The sequence below is a fragment of the Subdoligranulum variabile genome, from assembly GCF_025152575.1.
Lineage (GTDB): Bacteria > Bacillota > Clostridia > Oscillospirales > Ruminococcaceae > Gemmiger > Gemmiger variabilis.
In genome coordinates this window covers 960,992-978,012 of the sequence record NZ_CP102293.1, presented here as the reverse complement: position 1 = coordinate 978,012, position 17,021 = coordinate 960,992, and the positions used below count along the sequence as shown (strand labels likewise).

Here is a 17,021-nt window from a genome sequence, read left to right as displayed (position 1 = left end):
TCATGCCTCCTCCAGCGTCACGGTCAGCCCGCCGCAGCCGGGCAGCTTGTCCAGCGCCGCGCCCTTCACAACGATGGTCTCCATCTCGCCGGGGGCCAGCACCGGCCGCTTGCGCCGCCAGATGCAGTCCTGCCCGGCGTAGACCGCCAGCACTTTGTTGCGGTAGACATTGCCCACCCGCAGCCGCAGGGTCAGGCTGCCGTCCAGCCGGGCAGGGTGGACGGTGACGGGCACGGTGTACCGCACCCCGTTGGCCGCGGTCACCGGCAGGGCTTCGTCCGCCGCCGGGGCAGATTTTCCCAGAATGTACGCCGCAGCATGGCGCCCCGCAGCGGCAGCCTCCTCCGACACGTAATCCACCAGATCGTGGACGTGCAGCACATTGCCCGCCGCAAAGATGCCGGGCAGGCTGGTCTGCAGGCTTTCGTCCACCAGGGGGCCGTTTGTCACGGCACTCAAGGCCACCCCGGCGCTGCGGCTCAGCTCGTTCTCCGGCAAAAGCCCGCAGGAGAGCAGCAGCGTATCGCAGTGGAAGTGCTCCTCGGTGCCGGGCACCGGCTGGCCGTTCTCCACCCGGGCAATGGTCACGCCGGTGACCCGTTCCTTGCCCTGGATGTCCACTACCGTGTGGCTGAGTTTGAGGGGGATGCCGAAGTCATCCAGGCACTGCACGATGTTGCGCTTGAGTCCGCCGGAGTAGGGCATGAGTTCCGCCACGCAGAGGACCTTGGCGCCCTCCAGCGTCATGCGCCGGGCCATGATGAGGCCGATGTCACCGGAGCCCAGGATGACCACCCGCCGCCCGGGCAGGTACCCTTCCATATTCACCAGCCGCTGGGCGGTGCCGGCGGTGTAGATGCCGGCGGGGCGGGTGCCGGGAATGTTCAGCGCGCCCCGTGGACGCTCCCGGCAGCCCATGGCCAGCACCACGGCCTTGGCCTTGAGCTGGAACAGCCCGTCGGTGCGGTTGACGGCGGTGACCACCCGGTCGGCCGAGAGGTCCAGCACCATGGTGTTGAGTTTGCAGGGAATGTCCAGGGCCAGCGCCTCGTCGGCGAAGCGGGCGGCGTACTCGGGGCCGGTGAGTTCCTCCTGGAAGGTATGCAGGCCGAAGCCGCTGTGGATGCACTGGTTCAGAATGCCGCCCAGCTCCCGGTCCCGCTCCAGGATCACCAAATCCTGCACACCGGCCTTCCGCGCGGCGATGGCGGCAGCCAGACCCGCCGGCCCGCCGCCCAGAATCACAAGATCTATCTCTTTCATATGGCCGCCCCCTTACAGACTGTCCTTGTTGGTGCCCGCGATGAGCCGGGAATCGCCGCCGCACTTGGTGATCGCCTCCTGGGGCACCCCCAGTTCCCGGGCCAGGATCTCCAGTACCCGGGGACTGCAGAAGCCCGCCTGGCAGCGGCCCATGCCCGCCCGGGTGCGGCGCTTGACCCCGTCCAGACTGCGGGCGCCGGGAACCCGGTGGATGGCGTCGAGAATTTCCCCCTCGGTCACCGTCTCGCACCGGCAGATGACCTGGCCGTAGGCGGGATGTTCCCGCACCAGGGCGGCCCGCTCCTCAAAGGGCAGCGTCTTGGGGTCCAGAATTCCCTTGCGGTGGGGATCAAACCCGGGGTTTTCCGCAAGATGCAGGATGTTCTGGACCAGCCGGGCCACTTCCAGCCCGATGGCCGGACTGGCGGAAAGCCCCGGCGACTCGATGCCCGCACAGTCCACAAAACCGGGGGCGGCTTCCTCTATGAAGAATTCGTGCCGGACCTCGTGGGCCCGCAGCCCCGCAAAGCTGGTGATGGTCTGCCGCAGGGGCAGGTCTTTTACAGCCAGCCCCGCCTTGGCGCGGACTTCTGCCAGTTCTGCGGCGGTGGTGGCGGTGTCCTCCTTGTCGTCGATGTCGGTGGCCGTGGGGCCGACGAGCAGGTTGCCGTGCACCGTGGGGGTCACCAGCACGCCCTTGCCGAACTTGCCCGGCAGCTGGAAGATCGTGTGGTGCACATGTGCCCCCGCCGCGTGGTCCAGCAGGAAATAGTCGCCTCGCCGGGGCACGATGGTCATGGTGTCGCCGCTGACCTGGTTGTGCAGCTCGTCGGCGTGGACCCCCGCCGCGTTGACCACACAGCGGGTCTCCAGCGGGCCGCGGTTGGTGAAGAGCCGCCAGCCGCCCTCCATGGGCTCGATGCGCTGCACCTCGGTGTGGAACTGGAACTGCACGCCGTTTCTGGCGGCGTTCTCCGCAAAGGCGTAGGTCAGCCCGAAGGGACAGACGATGCCCCCGGTGGGCGCCCACAGGGCCGCCACCGCCTCGTCGGCAATGTTCGGCTCCATGGCGCGCAGCTCGGCGCGCTCCACGATGCGCAGCCCCTCCACGCCGTTGGCGCGGCCGTTTTCCAGCAGCTTTTCCAGGGCCGGGCGATCCTCCTCACTGAGGCAGACCACCAGGCTGCCGCACTGTTGGTAGGCAAAATCCAGCTCTTTGGCAAGGTCCGGCATCCGACGGCTGCCCGCCACATTGAGGGCTGCCATCCGGCTGCCGGCGGGCGCGTCGAAGCCCGCGTGGACAATGGCGCTGTTGGCCTTGCTGGTGCCGCAGCAGACGTCCTCCTCCTTGTCGATGAGCAGGAACTCACCCTGGTACCGGCTCAGTTCCCGGGCTGCCGCGCAGCCCGATACCCCGCCGCCGATGATGATGACGTCCTTCATAGTTCTTCTTCCTCCTCCCGGGCCCAGCCGTAGGCACAGCGCACGGCTTTGTTCCAGCCGCGGATGCGCCGGGCGCGCTCTTCCTCGCTGATCTGGGCGGTGAAAACTCGGTCCACCGCCCGGTTCTGCAGCACCTCGGCGGGGCTGTTCCAGTAGCCCACCGCCAGTCCGGCCAGATAGGCGGCACCCAGGGCGGTGGTCTCCACGCAGCAGGGACGCTCCACCGGGGCGCCGCTGATGTCCGCCTGGGCCTGCAGCAGATAATTGTTCGCCGAAGCGCCGCCGTCCACCTTGAGCATGGCCAGCTGGATGCCTGCGTCGGCTTCCATGGCTTTCAGCACGTCGTTGACCTGGTAGCACAGGCTGTCCAGGGTGGCGCGGATGATATGGTTCTTGTTGCAGCCCCGGGTCAGTCCCACGATGGCGCCCCGGGCGTACTGGTCCCAGTGGGGGGCGCCCAGCCCCGTGAAGGCCGGCACCACATAGCAGCCGTTGGTGTCGGGCACCTTCAGGGCCATGTACTCGGAATCCCGGGATTCCTCCAGGATCTTCAGCTCGTCCCGCAGCCACTGGATGGCCGCCCCCGCCACGAAGATGGAACCTTCCAGGGCGTAGGTCACCTTGCCGCCGAGGCCCCAGGCGATGGTGGTCACCAGCCCGTTGCGGCTGAGTACCGGCCGTTCGCCGGTGTTCATCAGCAGAAAGCCGCCGGTGCCGTAGGTGTTCTTGGCGTCCCCCGCCGTGAAACAGGTCTGGCCGAAGAGGGCCGCCTGCTGGTCGCCCGCCGAACCGGCGATCTGGATCTCGCCGCCGAAATGCATGGGATCGGCGTACTCATAAAAACCGCTGTTGGGCACAGGCCTGGGCAGCATGCAGCGGGGAATGTTCAGGATTTTCAGGATCTCATCGTCCCAGTCCAGGGTGTGGATGTTGAAAAGCATCGTCCGGCTGGCGTTGGAGTAGTCCGTTACATGGATCTTGCCGCAGGTCAGCTTCCAGATCAGCCAGGTCTCCACCGTGCCGAAGAGCAGCTCCCCGGCCTCGGCTTTGGCCCGGGCTCCCTCCACGTTTTCCAGAATCCACAGCAGCTTGGTGGCGGAAAAGTAGGCGTCGATGACCAGACCGGTCTTCTGGCGGAACAGCTCGGTCAGTCCCCGGGCCTTGAGCTGGTCGCAGAGTTCGCTGGTGCGGCGGCACTGCCACACGATGGCCCGGTAGACCGGTTCGCCGGTGTTGCGGTCCCAGACGATGGTGGTTTCCCGCTGGTTGGTGATGCCGATGGCTGCAATGTCCGCCGCCGACGCGCCGATCCGGTTCATGGCGGAGAGCGCCACGCCCAGCTGGGTGGTCCAGATCTCGTTGGCGTCGTGTTCCACCCAGCCCGGTTTGGGGAAGTACTGGGTGAATTCTTTCTGGGCCACACTGCACATGCGGCCCTGTTTGTCAAACAGGATGCAGCGGTTGGAGGTGGTCCCGGCATCCAGTGCCATAATGTATTGTCCCATAGCGGTGCTCCTTTTCCCTCAGAATCTTTGCAAAGGCGCGCAATTTGTATAAAAATATTGTAGCATAGCCCCCGAAAACTGCAACAAAATGCCGGGGCTGCCGGCGGAAAATCTACAGAACCCACAAAGAAGCAGCGCTCCTTTTGGGCATTTTGCGGGCAGCAAAAACGCCGCGCCCGGGTCCGGGCGCGGCGGTAAGCCTTATTCAATTTTCATCATCCGGTAGCCCACGCCGATGTGGGTCTGGATGTATTGGGGGGAGCCGGGGGCGGATTCCAGCTTTTTCCGCAGGGTGGCCATGAATACCCGCAGGGAAGCCACGTCGTTCTCCCAGCTGGTGCCCCACACTTTCTGGGTGATGTAGGTGTGGGTGAGCACCTTGCCGCAGTTGCGGGCCATCAGACAGAGCAGCTTGTACTCGATGGGGGTCAGGTGGAGTTCCTGCCCGGCCAGATAGGCGCAGCCGGCGGCAAAGTCGATGGTCAGCTGACCGTTGGTGAACACCGGGCTGCCCCCGGCATTCATGGCGGCCAGACGGCGCTGGGTCACCCGCAGCCGGGCCAGCAGCTCCTCCACCGAGAAGGGCTTGGTCAGATAGTCGTCGGCACCGGAATCCAGCGCCTCGATCTTGTCGGCATCCTCGCTGCGGGCGCTGATGACGATGATGGGCATGTCCGACCAGCTGCGCACCCGGCGGATAACTTCCACACCGTCCAGGTCAGGCAGGCCCAGATCCAGCAGCATGATGTCGGGAGCGCTGGTGGCGGCCTGGCGCAAGGCGGCCTCGCCGCAGTCTGCCGTGAGATAGCGGTAGTCGTGGGTTTTCAGGGTGGTGGTCATGAGGTTGCGGATGGGCGGATCGTCCTCCACCACCAGGATCAGCGGTTTATTCATGCAGCGTTACCTCCCCACGCGGCACCGTAAAGGTGAAGTTGCACCCGTGCGGCGGATTGTCGGTCAGGGTGATGGTGCCCCCGTGGGCATCCACGATGGCCTTGCAGAGCGCCAGCCCCAGCCCCAGGCTGCGGCGGCTGTCGGCGACCTTGTGTTCGCCGGTGTAGAACATTTCAAAGACATGAGGGCGGATGTGGGGGGCGATGCCCGGCCCGTCGTCCAGCACCGAGAGAACGGCAAACCCGTCCTGTGCCCGGGCCGCCACCGTGATGGTGGACCCGGCGGGGGTGTATTTGATGGCATTGTCCACCAGGTTGATGAGCACCTGCACGATGAGCCGGGCGTCCATCCGGGCCAGCAGCAGTTCGTCGGGCAGGTCCACCCGGATGGTGTGTTCGCAGCTCTTACGGTGGGTGTGGCGCAGCGCCTCCTCGATGACTTCCCCCACCAGTTCGGTGGAAAGACGCAGGTTCATCCGGCCGTCCTCGATGCGGGTGATGGAGAGCAGATTCTCCACCAGGTTGATCAGCCAGATGGAATCGTCGTAAATGTCCAGAAAGATCTGCTGCCGGGCCTCGCCGTCCAGCTTTTCGTCGTTGGCCAGCAGGTTGGCGGCGTTGCCGGAGATGGAAGTCAGCGGGGTGCGCAGATCGTGGGAGATGGCCCGCAGCAGATCGGCGCGGAGCTGCTCGTTTTTCGCCAGCAGGGCGGCCCGCTCCTTCTCCTCGATGTTGCGGATGTTCTGGATGGCCAGCGTCACCGTGATGATGGAGACGATGAGCATGATGGCGATGGTGAAGGGATAACCCTTTTCATAGGCGTGGAGGGTCAGCCGCGGTTCGGTGAAGAAAAAGTTGAAGAGCAGCACACTGGCCACCGAGCTGAGCACCCCACAGAAATAGCTTTTGGTGAACAGGGAGGTCAGCAGCGCCCCCAGCACGTACACCGAGATGATGTTCGCCTTGGTGAAGGCAAACTGCCAGAAGATGTTGCCGATGACGGTGCCGGCCGTCAGGATCAGCAAGGTCACCAGCAGATCCTGCCACCGGGGCGCCATCTGGGCCCGCAGACCGTGGGCCTGTTTTTGCTCTGTCATACCGTCACCGCCTCCCGGTTGCTATCATACCACAGAAGTCTGCCCGGCGCCAGCGGGAGTTCAGTCATCCTGGCCCGGCAGATTGTCGTCCTGGTGTTTCCGGCGGGCCTTGCGGTACTTGTCCATAAATCCGTCCAGATGCCGGCAGATAAACCAGCCGAACGAGCCGGCCGTCAGCATCAGGAAACCCAATACCCAATCTTTCACGGATCCGACCTCCTTTTCTGCTTACAGGTGGAAACAGCGTTTGATGGACCGGTATTCCCCCAGCACCAGCAGATGGCCGTCGGCCGGCAGTACGGTGCCGGAGGCAATGTTTACCGAAACGGAACCGTTTTTCTTGATGCCCAGCAGGTTGATGCCGTATTTCTTGCGGATGTCCAGGTCGCCCACCGTCTGGCCCACCCAGTTTTCGGGGGTGGGCACCTCCATGATGGCGTTGTTGGCGTCCAGCTCCACGTAGTCCACCAGATGACTGGACCCGTAACGCACCGCCGCCCACTTGGCCAGCTGCTTTTCGGGGTAGAGCACCTCGTCGGCGCCGTTGCGCAGCAGGAACTTGGCCTGCACGTCCCGCTCGGCGCGGGAAACGACCAGCTGGGCGCCCAGTTCCTTGAGCAGGGAGGTGGTCTCCAGCGAACTCTGGAAATCCCCGCTGATGGCTACAATGCAGACGTCGAAGTTGCGCACACCCAGGGCTTTCAGGAATTCGGCGTTGGTGCTGTCGCCGATCTGAGCGTTGGTGACGATGTCCAGCACGTCATTGACCCGGTCCTCGTTGGAATCCACGGCCATGATCTGGTGGCCCTGGGCGTTGAGCTGCATGGCGATGTGCCGGCCGAAGCGGCCCAGGCCGATGAGCAAGAATGATTTCATAGTAGACTTCCTTTCCCGTCAGCCGACGGTGATGCGTTCCTGGGGCAGGCGGCTGCCGGCCTTGGAGAAACCGGAGAGCGCTGCGTAGATCAGGGTCAGGCCGCCCACGCGGCCGATGAACATGAGGGCGATGAGGATGCCCTGGGAGAGAAGCCCCAGGGTGGGGGTCAGGCCCAGGGAAAGGCCCACGGTACCCACCGCGGAGGCGGTCTCAAAAAGACAGGCGGACAGGGGCAGACCCTCCACCGCGCTGATGACGAACCCGCCGCTCAGGAAGAGGGTCAGGTACAGCATGCCGATGGTGGCGGCGCTGCTGACCACCTTGCCGTCGATGCGGCGGCCGAAGAAGTGGGGCTCGGACTGGCGGCGGAATACCGCAATGGCATTGGCGAAGAGGACGGCCAGGGTGGTGGTCTTCATACCGCCGGCGGTGGAACCCGGCGAGCCGCCGATGAGCATGAGCAGGATGGTCAGCCCCTGGCCCACGCCGGACAGGGCGGTCAGGTCAGCAGTGTTGAAGCCGGCGGTGCGGGGCGTCACCGACTGGAAGAGGGACGCCAGCAACCGCTCCCCGGCGGGCAGATCGGAAAATTCCCCGAAGAAGAACCAGAGGGCGGGCAGCACGATGAGCACCGCCGTGGTGGTCAGGATGACCTTGCTCTGCATGCGGTAGCGGTGGAGGCGCAGCTTGTTGGCGCGGATGTCGTCCCAGGTCAGGAAGCCGATGCCGCCCACCACGATGAGGGCCATGATGGTCAGGTTGATGACGGGGTTGGCCCGGTAGCCGGTCAGGGAGGCAAACTTGGCTTCCGGTGTGCCCAGCAGGTCAAAGCCGGCGTTGCAGAACGCCGATACCGAGTGAAAGACCGCCATCCAGATGCCGCGCAGGCCGTAGTCCCGGAAAAACACCGGCAGCATGCAGAGGGCGCCCAGCGCCTCGATGAAGAGGGAGGCCTTGATGATGAAGCCGGTCAGCCGGACGATGCCGCCCACCTTGGGGGCGGCGATGGCCTCCTGCATGGTGCCCCGCTGCATGAGGGAGATCCTGCGCCCCGACAGCAGCGAAAAAAAGGCGGCCACTGTGATGACACCCATGCCGCCGATCTGGATCAGGACCATGATGACGGCCTGGCCGAACCAGGACCAGTGGGTGGCGGTGTCCTGCACCACCAGACCGGTGACGCAGACGGCGGAGGTGGCGGTGAAGAGCGCCTGGTTGAAGGGGGTGACGGTGCCGCTGCGGGTCGAAAAAGGCAGCATCAGCAGCAGACTGCCGCCGAGAATGACGGCGGCAAAGAGAAGAATGATGGTTTGAAAGGTAGTCAGCCGCGGCGGGCGGAACCCTGCCATGTAAACGCCTCCCGGAAGAGATGGATTTTTATCCTACCATTATAGGGCGGCCCTGTTAAAAAGGGCATAAATATCCGGCCCGTGACATTAAGACGGCATTAAGATGGAGAGAAAGGTGCACAGAAAAAGGCAGGGCACCCCGGCGGGTGCCCTGCCTGTACAGCGGGAAGAATCAGCGTTTGACCACCGGAACGGGGTCGTCGCAGCGTTTGTCCAGATCGTTGATATAAAGACGGGTCTCCCGCGCCACCACACCGGAGAGTAGCAGCACGGCGATGAGGTTGGGAATGGCCATCAGGGCGTTGAGGGTGTCGGCCACGGTCCAGACCAGGTTCAGAGCCACCACAGGGGAGATGGCCGCCACCGCCACATAGACGATGCGGTAGAAGACCTGGCCTTTGCTGCCCACCAGGTATTCCAGGCAGCGCTCGCCGTAGTAGGACCAGCCCAGCACGGTGGAGAAGGCGAAGGAGATGATGCCCACCACCAGGATGACCGGGCCCAGCAGCGGGATCTGGTCGAAAGCCAGGGTGGTGAGGATGCCGCCGTCCGAGATGGCACCCATGTCGATGGCGGGATTTTTCATGATGCTGGACACCAGCACCAGGCCGGTCATCAGGCAGACTACCACGGTATCCCAGAAGGTGCCGCTGGAGGAGACCAGTGCCTGGCGCACAGGGTTGCGGGTCTGGGCGGCCGCCGCCACGATGGGGGCGGAGCCCATGCCGGATTCGTTGGAAAAGAGGCCCCGGGCGATGCCGTAGCGCATGGCCAGCATGATGCCGCCGCCGGTCAGGCCGCCGGCCGCGGCGCCGGGGGTGAAGGCCAGCCGCAGGATGGTGGTGACTGCAGCCCAGAGGTAATCGTGGTTGTAGACCAGGATGCCCAGGCAGCCCAGAATGTAGAAGGCCGCCATGAAGGGCACCAGCTTTTCACAGACGTTGGCGATGGTCTGGATGCCGCCGAAGATGACCAGCGCTGTCAGCAGGGCCACCACCAGTCCCACCACCCAGGGAGGGATGCCCAGGTTGGCCTCACAGACGGTGGCGATGGCGTTCACCTGGGTGGCGCAGCCGATGCCGAAGGAGGCCAGGGTGCCGAACAGGGCAAACAAGACGCCCAGCCATTTCAGGTGGAGCCCCCGCTCCAGGGCATACATGGCGCCACCCTGCATCCGGCCGTCCTCGGTCTTGACGCGGTACTTCACGGCGATGAGGGACTCGGCGTATTTGGTGGCGATGCCGAAGATGCCGGTGATCCAGCACCAGAAGACCGCCCCCGGCCCGCCCAGGGCGATGGAGGTGCCCACGCCGATGATGTTGCCGGTGCCGATGGTGGACGCCAGCGCGGTGGTCAGGGTGGCAAACTGGGAGACTTCACCCTCGGCGTCGGGGTCCCGGGTGACCGAAAGGCGGATGGCGGTGGCCAGTTTGCGCTGGATCCCGCGGGTGCGCACGGTCATGAACAGGTGGGTACCCAGCAACAGCAGCATGGTGGGCCAGGCCCAGACCCACTGGTTGGTCACATTGATGAAGTTGACGATGGCGTCCATCATGGTCGGTCTCTCTCCCTTGGCAGTGATAGTGCAGCAAAAAACAGAGCGTGTCCGCGCCGTACATCCCGCGCGAACACGCCGTCCTGCCTTTGCTATTACTATGTATGATACAACATTTGACGTTAGTCCGTCAAGGAAAACCCTTTTGCAGCCGGGGACGCTTTGTGGTACAATGGCGGCAGAACCTTTTCGGAAAGGAGGCCCGCCCATGCCGCGGTCCGCTGTCTTTGTCATCACCGGTGCGCCCTGCACCGGCAAATCCACCCTGGCTGCCTGGCTCTGCCGCCGTCTGCCCCAGCCGGTGGGAGGGCTGCGCACCCTCTGCACCGGGCGGTGCACGGCGGGGGCGCTCTTCTCGCTGCAGGACCTGGGCAGCGGCCGCCTTACCCCCTGCACCCGGCAGGAAGAGGACAGGGTCTTTCCTTTATATAGAGTATGGGAGGAGACCGGGGCCGCCCTGCTGCGTCAGGCCCTGCAAAGCGGTACGGGGACCATCCTGGTGGACGAAGCCCTGCCGCCCTGGCCCCAATGTCCGGCCTGGAACGCAGCCCTCAAAGCCGTGCTGCAGAGCGGCCGCCCGGTGGTGTTGACGGTGGGGAAGGAAGGCCTTGCTGCGGTACAGGCGCTGTGCGGCGAAAAAACGGTGCACTGGCTGGACCTGGATGCGCAATCCTCCGATGCCTTGCGCGCGGCCTGGGGAAAGATTCTGCCGGTGCCACTGCACGCCGGGGTCAGTGTGCGGCTCTTCCGGGAGGAAAAATGCTTCGGCACCGGGCCGATGGAACTGCTGGAACTGGTGGGGCGCACCGGGTCGCTGCACCGGGCGGCCGCCGCCATGGGAATGGCCTATTCCAAGGCCTGGCGGATGCTGGGGAAACTGGAACGGCAGTGGGGCTTTGCCATGCTGGAACGCCGCCCCGGCGGCACCGGCGGGGGCGGCTCACTGCTGACGCCCCGGGCGTGGGAGCTGCTGCGCCGCTATCGCGCCCTGCGGTGGGAGACCGAACAGGCCGCCCGGACGTCCTTTTCCCGCTGGTTCGGGGATTTCCCCGACGGGCAGGAGGAGAAATAGTACAGATCGTACTTTTTCAGGAAAAATGCCGTATCCGGCAAAATAAGTATGACTTTTCCTGCAAAATGCGCATCCCTGCGGCATAAAAGCTCCTTCAGGGGAGCCGGATTTTGTGGGTTTTGCCGTATTTTTCCGCGCCGGGCGGTCCCATATTGACAGTGAACATCCCCCTATTGCTATAATAAGGGGATGTTTTTTGTTTTGCGGCAAGATTCGGCCATTTTTTTGCCCGGAGCACAAAACCAGTATCGGAAGAAAGGCGGCAAGTATATGAAAGAGGAGATCCAAAATAAGGCGTCCCAGGGCTATGTGACGCCGTACGAATTCAAGGGCAAACTGCCCTGGCGTCAGGCGGTGCCTCTGGGCCTGCAGCACGTGCTGGCCATGTTCGTGGGCAACCTGACCCCCATCCTGATCATCACCAGCGCCTGCGCGGCCGGCGGCGGAGCGGAGGAATTCGCCCAGATCCAGGTGGCGCTGCTCCAGAACGCCATGCTGGTGGCTGGTATCGTCACGCTGGTCCAGCTGTTCTCGGTGGGCCCCATCGGCGGCCAGGTGCCCATCATCATGGGTACCAGCTCCGGCTTTATCGGTGTTTTCCAGAGCGTCAACACCATTATGGGCGGCGGCATCCTGAGCTACGGCGCCATCATGGGCGCCTCCATTGTGGGCGGCCTGTTTGAGACGGTGCTGGGCGCCTTCCTCAAACCCCTGCGCCGCTTCTTCCCGGCGGTGGTCACCGGCACGGTGGTTATGTCCATCGGTCTGTCCCTCATCAGCGTGGGCGTGGGCTCCTTCGGCGGCGGTACCTCCGCCAAGGACTACGGCTCCCTGGAAAACCTGCTCATCGCCCTGGTGGTCATGGTCATCATCCTGATCTTCAAGCACGGCACCAAGGGCCTGGCCAGTTCCTCCTGCATCCTCATCGGCATCGTCTGTGGCTACATCATCTGCGCCATCCTGCCGCTTTTCCTCTCCACCACCGGCGTCACCGCCGACGGCGTGGAGTACACCAAGGCCTGGGTCCTCAACTGGGACAAGGTGGCCCAGGCTTCCTGGTTCGCCGTGCCGCAGCTCATGCCTGTCAAGCCGGTGTTTGACCTGCGGGCCATCCTGCCGGTAGGCGTCATGTTCATCGTCACCGCCGTGGAGACGGTGGGCGACATCTCCGGCGTTACCGAGGGCGGCATGGGCCGCGAAGCCACCGACAAGGAACTGTCCGGCGGCATCATCTGCGACGGTCTGGGCTCCACCTTCGCCGCCTTCTTCGGCGTGCTGCCCAACACCAGCTTCAGCCAGAACGTGGGTCTGGTCACCATGACCAAGATCGTCAACCGTACCGCGCTGGCCTTCGGTGCCGTCTTCCTGGTGCTCTGCGGCCTGCTGCCCAAGCTGGCAGCCCTGGTCTCCATCATGCCCCAGAGCGTCCTGGGCGGTGCGGCGGTCATCATGTTCTCCTCCATCGTCATGAGCGGTATCCAGCTCATCACCAGCGAAAAGCTCACCCCCCGCAACATGACCATCGTCTCGGTGGCCCTGGGCCTGGGATACGGCATGGGCTCCAACACCGCCGTGCTGGCGGGTCTGCCCCAGCTGGTCCAGCTGGTCTTCGGCGGTTCCGGCATCGTGCCCGCCGCCTTTGTGGCCATCCTGCTCAACGTACTCATGCCCAAGGACGAACCCGTCCCCGCGGTGGAGAGCGCCGAAAAGTAAAAAACCACAGAATTTTGTCGCCCCGCCGCCCCGGCGGGGCTTTTTCTTTGTCGGTTTCCATGGTATACTGGAACCAAGAAAGCATACTTTTGTGAGGAGGTACTCATCTTGCTGACGATCAAGCGATATGTCCGCGCCCAAAGCCTGGACGAAGCCTATACCCTGTGCCAGAAGCGGGCCAACGTGGTGCTGGGCGGCATGCTCTGGCTCAAGACCCAGAACCGCACCGTGGACACCGCCATCGACCTGAGTGACCTGGGCCTGGATACCATCGAGGAAACCCCCGATGCCTACCGCATCGGGGCGATGGTGCCGCTGCGTGCCCTGGAACAGCACCCGGGGCTCAACGAACTGACCCGGGGCGCCATGGCCCGGAGCGTACAGCCCATCGTGGGTGTGCAGTTCCGCAACCTGGTCACGGTGGGGGGGAGCCTCTACGGCCGGTTCGGCTTCTCCGACCTGCTGACGCTGTTTCTGGTGCTGGATGCCGTGGTGGAATTGCACCACGGCGGGGCGGTGCCGCTGGCGGAGTACGCCGCCCGTCCCTATGAGCGGGACATCCTGACCCACATCGTGGTGCCCAAACAGGCGGGGGCGGTGGCCTATCAGGCCCAGCGCAACATCTCCACCGATTTTCCGGTGCTGACCTGCGCCGTGGCGGTGCGGGCGGACGGTGTGCGCTGTGCCATCGGCGCCCGTCCCATGAAGGCCCGGCTCTACACCGGCGACCCCGCCCTGCTGGCGGAGGGCATCACGCCGGAATCTGCCGCCGCCTTCGGAGAAAGCATCGCCGCCGAGGCAACCTTCGGCAGCAATCTGCGCGCCGGGGCAGACTACCGCCGTGCCGTCTGCGGCGTGCTGGTACGCCGGGCCCTGCTGGCCTGCAAGGAGGAAGCATGATGGAAATCCAACTGAAACTCAACGGCCGTCCGGTGCGGGACAGCATCGACGCCGACACCCTGCTGCTGGACTTTGTGCGCGCCCACGGCTGCGCCAGCGTCAAGCGCGGCTGCGAAACCTCCAACTGCGGCCTGTGCACCGTGCTGCTGGACGGCAAGCCGGTGCTGTCCTGCTCGGTGCTGGCCGCCCGGGCGGACGGCCGCGAGGTCCAGACCCTGGAGGGACTGCAGGCCGAGGCGGAGGAATTTGTCCGCTTCATTGCCGACCAGGGTGCCGAGCAGTGCGGCTTCTGCAATCCCGGCTATGTGATGAACACCATCGCTCTGCTGCGGGAAAATCCCGACCCCACCGACGACGAGATCCGCGCCTATCTCGCGGGCAATCTCTGCCGCTGTTCGGGGTACGAGGGACAGCTGCGGGGCATCCGGGCATTTTTGGATGCCCGCAACCAGGCAAAGGAGGGAAACTGACGTGGCTGAACTGAAAACCGTGGGCAAGCCCCTGCGCAAAAAGGATGCCATGAATCTTTTGCTGGGCAAGCCCGCCTTTGTGGAGGATGTGACTCCCCGGGACTGCCTGGTGGTCAAGGTGCTGCGCAGCCCCCATGCCCATGCGCGGATCCGTTCCATCAACACCGCCGTTGCCATGAAAGTGCCCGGCATGGTGGCCATCTACACCTGGCAGGATGTGCCCCGCAACCGCTACACCAACGCGGGGCAGACCTATCCCGAGCCGTCCCCCCACGACCGGCTGATCCTGGATCAGCGGGTGCGCTTTGTGGGGGACGCGGTGGCGATTCTCGCCGGCGAGACCGAGAAGGCCGTGGACAAGGCCATGAAGCTCATCAAGGTGGATTACGAGGTGCTGCCCGCGGTGCTGGATCCCCACACCGCCAAGGACAACCCGGTGCTGGTCCATCCCGAGGAGGACTGGGAGGCCCTCTGCCCGGTGGGGGCCGACAATCACCGCAACCTGGTGGCCAGTGAGACCTGCGGCCAGGGAGACGTGGAGGCCGTACTGGCCCACTGCGACGTGGTGGTGGACCATGTGTGGCACACCAAAGCCTGCCAGCAGGCCATGATGGAGACCTTCCGCACCTACACCGAGATCGACCCCTACGGGCGGCTGCATGTGGTCAGCTCCACCCAGATCGTCTTCCATGTGCGGCGGATCCTTTCCATTGCCCTGGGCATCCCCAAATCCAAGATCCATGTGGAGAAGCCCCGCATCGGCGGCGGCTTCGGCGCCAAGCAGACCTCGGTGTCGGAGGTCTACCCGGCCTTTGTGACCTGGAAGACCGGCCGCGCCGCCCGGATCATCTATACCCGGGAGGAATGCCAGATCGCCGGCAGTCCCCGGCACGAGATGGAAGTCCATGTCAAGCTGGGGGCCGATAAAAACGGTAAAATCCGTGCCATGGACGTTTACACCCTGTCCAACTCCGGCGCCTACAGCGAGCACGGTCCCACCACGGTGGGCCTGTCGGGTCACAAGTCCATCCCGCTGTACACCGGCAGCCTGGAGGCCTTCCGTTTTGCCTACGATGTGGTCTACACCAACGTCCAGGCCGCCGGTGCCTACCGGGGCTACGGCGCCACCCAGGGCATCTTTGCAGTGGAAAGCGCCGTCAACGAGCTGGCCGGCAAGCTGGGCATCGACCCGGTGCAGCTGCGGGAGCAGAACATGGTGCGGGAAGGCATGATCATGCCCGCCTACTACAACGAACCCGCCAACGCCTGCGCCCTGGACCGCTGCATGGCCCGCTGCAAGGAGATCTTCCACTGGGACGAGAAGTTCCCCGTGCGGGATATGGGCAACGGCAAGGTGCGCGCCGCGGGCGTGGCCATGGCCATGCAGGGCTCCGGCATCTCGGGCGTGGACGTGGGTTCCGCCACCGTCAAACTCAGCGACGACGGCTCCTACAACCTGATCATCGGTGCCGCCGACATGGGCACCGGCTGCGATACCATTCTGGCCCAGATGGTGGCGGAGTGCATGGACTGCGATCTGGACAATGTGGCGGTGTTCGGCGCTGATTCCGACGCCTCCCCCTACGATTCCGGCTCCTATGCCTCCTCCACCACTTATGTCACCGGTAAGGCGGTGGAAAAGGCCTGCGAGCAGCTGAAAGGCCAGCTCTGCACCCTGGCCGCCGAAAGCCTGCACTGCGACCCCGCCGCCCTGGAGTTCACCGGCAAGGCGGTGCGCCGCTGCGACGGTACCGGGGAAATCAGCCTGGCCGATCTGGCCATCAAATCCCAGTGCTCCAACAATACGGCGGTGCAGGCCACGGCCACCCATTCCTCCCCGGTATCGCCGCCCCCCTTCATGGTGGGCATGGCTGAGATCGAGCTGGACAAGGAGACCGGCAGCGTCACGGTGCTGGACTACAAGGCCGTGGTGGACTGCGGTACCCCCATCAACCCCAACCTGGCCCGGGTGCAGACCGAGGGCGGCATCGTCCAGGGTATCGGCATGGCGCTCTTCGAGAATGTGACCTACAGCGACAAGGGGCGTATCCTGGAAAACTCCCTCATGCAGTACAAGATCCCTACCCGGCTGGATATGGGCCATCTGCAGGTGGAGTTCGAGTCCAGCTATGAGCCCACCGGCCCCTTCGGCGCCAAGTCCATCGGCGAGATCGTCATCAACACGCCGTCGCCGGCCATCGCCCATGCCATCTACCGCGCCACCGGGCTGTGGTTCCGGGAACTGCCCATCACCCCTGAAAAGATCCTGATGGGCCTGCGGGCCAAAGCCCAATGATCCATCTGATCTATCTGGCGGCGGGGGCGTCCCGCCGCTTCGGGGCCGACAAGCTGCTGGCGGACTATCACGGCAAACCGCTGTTCCGCCATGGACTGGAGACGCTGGCGGCTGCCTGTGCCGGCCGGCAGGACGCCGACCTCACGGTGGTGACCAACACCCCGGCCATCGCCGAAGCGGCCCGGACGCTGGGCGGACGGGCGGTGGCCAGCCCTCGGAGTGTGCTCGGGCAGAGCTGCAGCATCCGGGCCGGGCTGGACGCGGTGGAACCGCTGGGGGCGGGGGACTTCCTGCTCTTTGCGGTGGCCGATCAGCCCCGGCTGCGCCGGGACACCGTGACCCGCTTTCTGGCGCTGGCAGTGCCCGGTACCTGGGCAGCCACGGCGGCCTGCGGCGACCGGGTGGGCAACCCCGGCCTGTTCTGTGCCGAACTGGTCCCCGCCCTGCGGGCTTTGCAGGGGGACAAGGGCGGCCGGGCAGTGCTGAACCGCTGGCCCCAACGACTGCTCCGGGTGGAATGCCTGCCCGAGGAACTGCAGGATATCGACACCCCCGCCGACCTTTGAGCAAATAAACAAACCGCCCCGC

The 17,021-nt window shown here is 64.8% G+C and carries 15 protein-coding genes; 6 read left to right on the top strand and 9 right to left on the bottom strand.

The features are described from left to right. From NQ490_RS04885 to NQ490_RS04845, 9 genes are all read right to left on the bottom strand, one after another. Positions 1-1,263, bottom strand: a complete 1,263-nt coding sequence (locus NQ490_RS04885) for an NAD(P)/FAD-dependent oxidoreductase (RefSeq protein ID WP_007047765.1) — start codon at positions 1,261-1,263, stop codon at positions 1-3. Positions 1,264-1,275: 12 nt separating this feature from the next. Further along, entirely contained in the window at positions 1,276-2,706 is a 1,431-nt protein-coding gene (locus NQ490_RS04880; RefSeq protein ID WP_007047764.1) for an NAD(P)/FAD-dependent oxidoreductase, read from the bottom strand. Continuing rightward, entirely contained in the window at positions 2,703-4,211 is a 1,509-nt protein-coding gene (gene glpK / locus NQ490_RS04875; protein WP_007047763.1) for a glycerol kinase GlpK, read from the bottom strand. Before glpK ends, NQ490_RS04880 begins: the two co-directional genes overlap by 4 nt. Before the next feature lie 201 nt (positions 4,212-4,412). Continuing rightward, the gene (locus NQ490_RS04870; protein WP_007047761.1) at positions 4,413-5,105 is read right to left on the bottom strand and encodes a response regulator; all 693 of its coding nucleotides are present in this window, start codon (positions 5,103-5,105) and stop codon (positions 4,413-4,415) included. Continuing rightward, positions 5,098-6,201 carry a sensor histidine kinase gene (locus tag NQ490_RS04865; RefSeq protein WP_007047760.1) on the bottom strand — a complete coding sequence of 368 codons (1,104 nt, stop codon included), beginning with the start codon at positions 6,199-6,201 and terminating at the stop codon, positions 5,098-5,100. The genes NQ490_RS04870 and NQ490_RS04865 overlap by 8 nt, the downstream gene beginning before the upstream one ends. 60 nt (positions 6,202-6,261) lie before the next feature. Then, the gene (locus NQ490_RS04860; RefSeq protein ID WP_156793906.1) at positions 6,262-6,408 is read right to left on the bottom strand and encodes a hypothetical protein; all 147 of its coding nucleotides are present in this window, start codon (positions 6,406-6,408) and stop codon (positions 6,262-6,264) included. Positions 6,409-6,429: 21 nt separating this feature from the next. Beyond that, complete coding sequence (locus NQ490_RS04855; protein ID WP_007047758.1) at positions 6,430-7,077, bottom strand: potassium channel family protein; 648 nt, start codon at positions 7,075-7,077, stop codon at positions 6,430-6,432. An 18-nt stretch (positions 7,078-7,095) separates the two neighbouring features. After that, entirely contained in the window at positions 7,096-8,427 is a 1,332-nt protein-coding gene (locus tag NQ490_RS04850) for a TrkH family potassium uptake protein (protein WP_007047757.1), read from the bottom strand. Between the two features lie 172 nt (positions 8,428-8,599). Further along, a complete protein-coding gene (locus tag NQ490_RS04845; RefSeq protein ID WP_040918265.1) occupies positions 8,600-9,979 on the bottom strand; it encodes an alanine/glycine:cation symporter family protein in 1,380 nt (459 codons plus the stop codon). 211 nt (positions 9,980-10,190) lie between these two features. Here NQ490_RS04845 and NQ490_RS04840 point away from each other — a divergent pair, with 211 nt between their 5' ends. From NQ490_RS04840 to NQ490_RS04815, 6 genes are all read left to right on the top strand, one after another. Further along, entirely contained in the window at positions 10,191-11,054 is an 864-nt protein-coding gene (locus NQ490_RS04840; RefSeq protein ID WP_007047755.1) for a LysR family transcriptional regulator, read from the top strand. 270 nt (positions 11,055-11,324) lie between these two features. After that, positions 11,325-12,767 (top strand): uracil-xanthine permease family protein, encoded by a 1,443-nt coding sequence (locus NQ490_RS04835; RefSeq protein WP_147644703.1) that lies wholly within the window; start codon positions 11,325-11,327, stop codon positions 12,765-12,767. A gap of 108 nt (positions 12,768-12,875) precedes the next feature. Continuing rightward, a complete protein-coding gene (locus tag NQ490_RS04830) occupies positions 12,876-13,667 on the top strand; it encodes an FAD binding domain-containing protein (protein WP_007047753.1) in 792 nt (263 codons plus the stop codon). Beyond that, positions 13,667-14,137 carry a (2Fe-2S)-binding protein gene (locus tag NQ490_RS04825; RefSeq protein WP_040917848.1) on the top strand — a complete coding sequence of 157 codons (471 nt, stop codon included), beginning with the start codon at positions 13,667-13,669 and terminating at the stop codon, positions 14,135-14,137. The genes NQ490_RS04830 and NQ490_RS04825 overlap by 1 nt, the downstream gene beginning before the upstream one ends. Beyond that, on the top strand, positions 14,106-16,433 hold the full coding sequence (locus NQ490_RS04820; RefSeq protein ID WP_007047751.1) for a xanthine dehydrogenase family protein molybdopterin-binding subunit: 2,328 nt from the start codon (positions 14,106-14,108) through the stop codon (positions 16,431-16,433). Before NQ490_RS04825 ends, NQ490_RS04820 begins: the two co-directional genes overlap by 32 nt. Continuing rightward, positions 16,430-16,999: a nucleotidyltransferase family protein gene (locus tag NQ490_RS04815; protein ID WP_007047750.1), complete on the top strand. Its 570-nt coding sequence runs from the start codon at positions 16,430-16,432 to the stop codon at positions 16,997-16,999. The genes NQ490_RS04820 and NQ490_RS04815 overlap by 4 nt, the downstream gene beginning before the upstream one ends. Positions 17,000-17,021 lie beyond the last annotated feature (22 nt).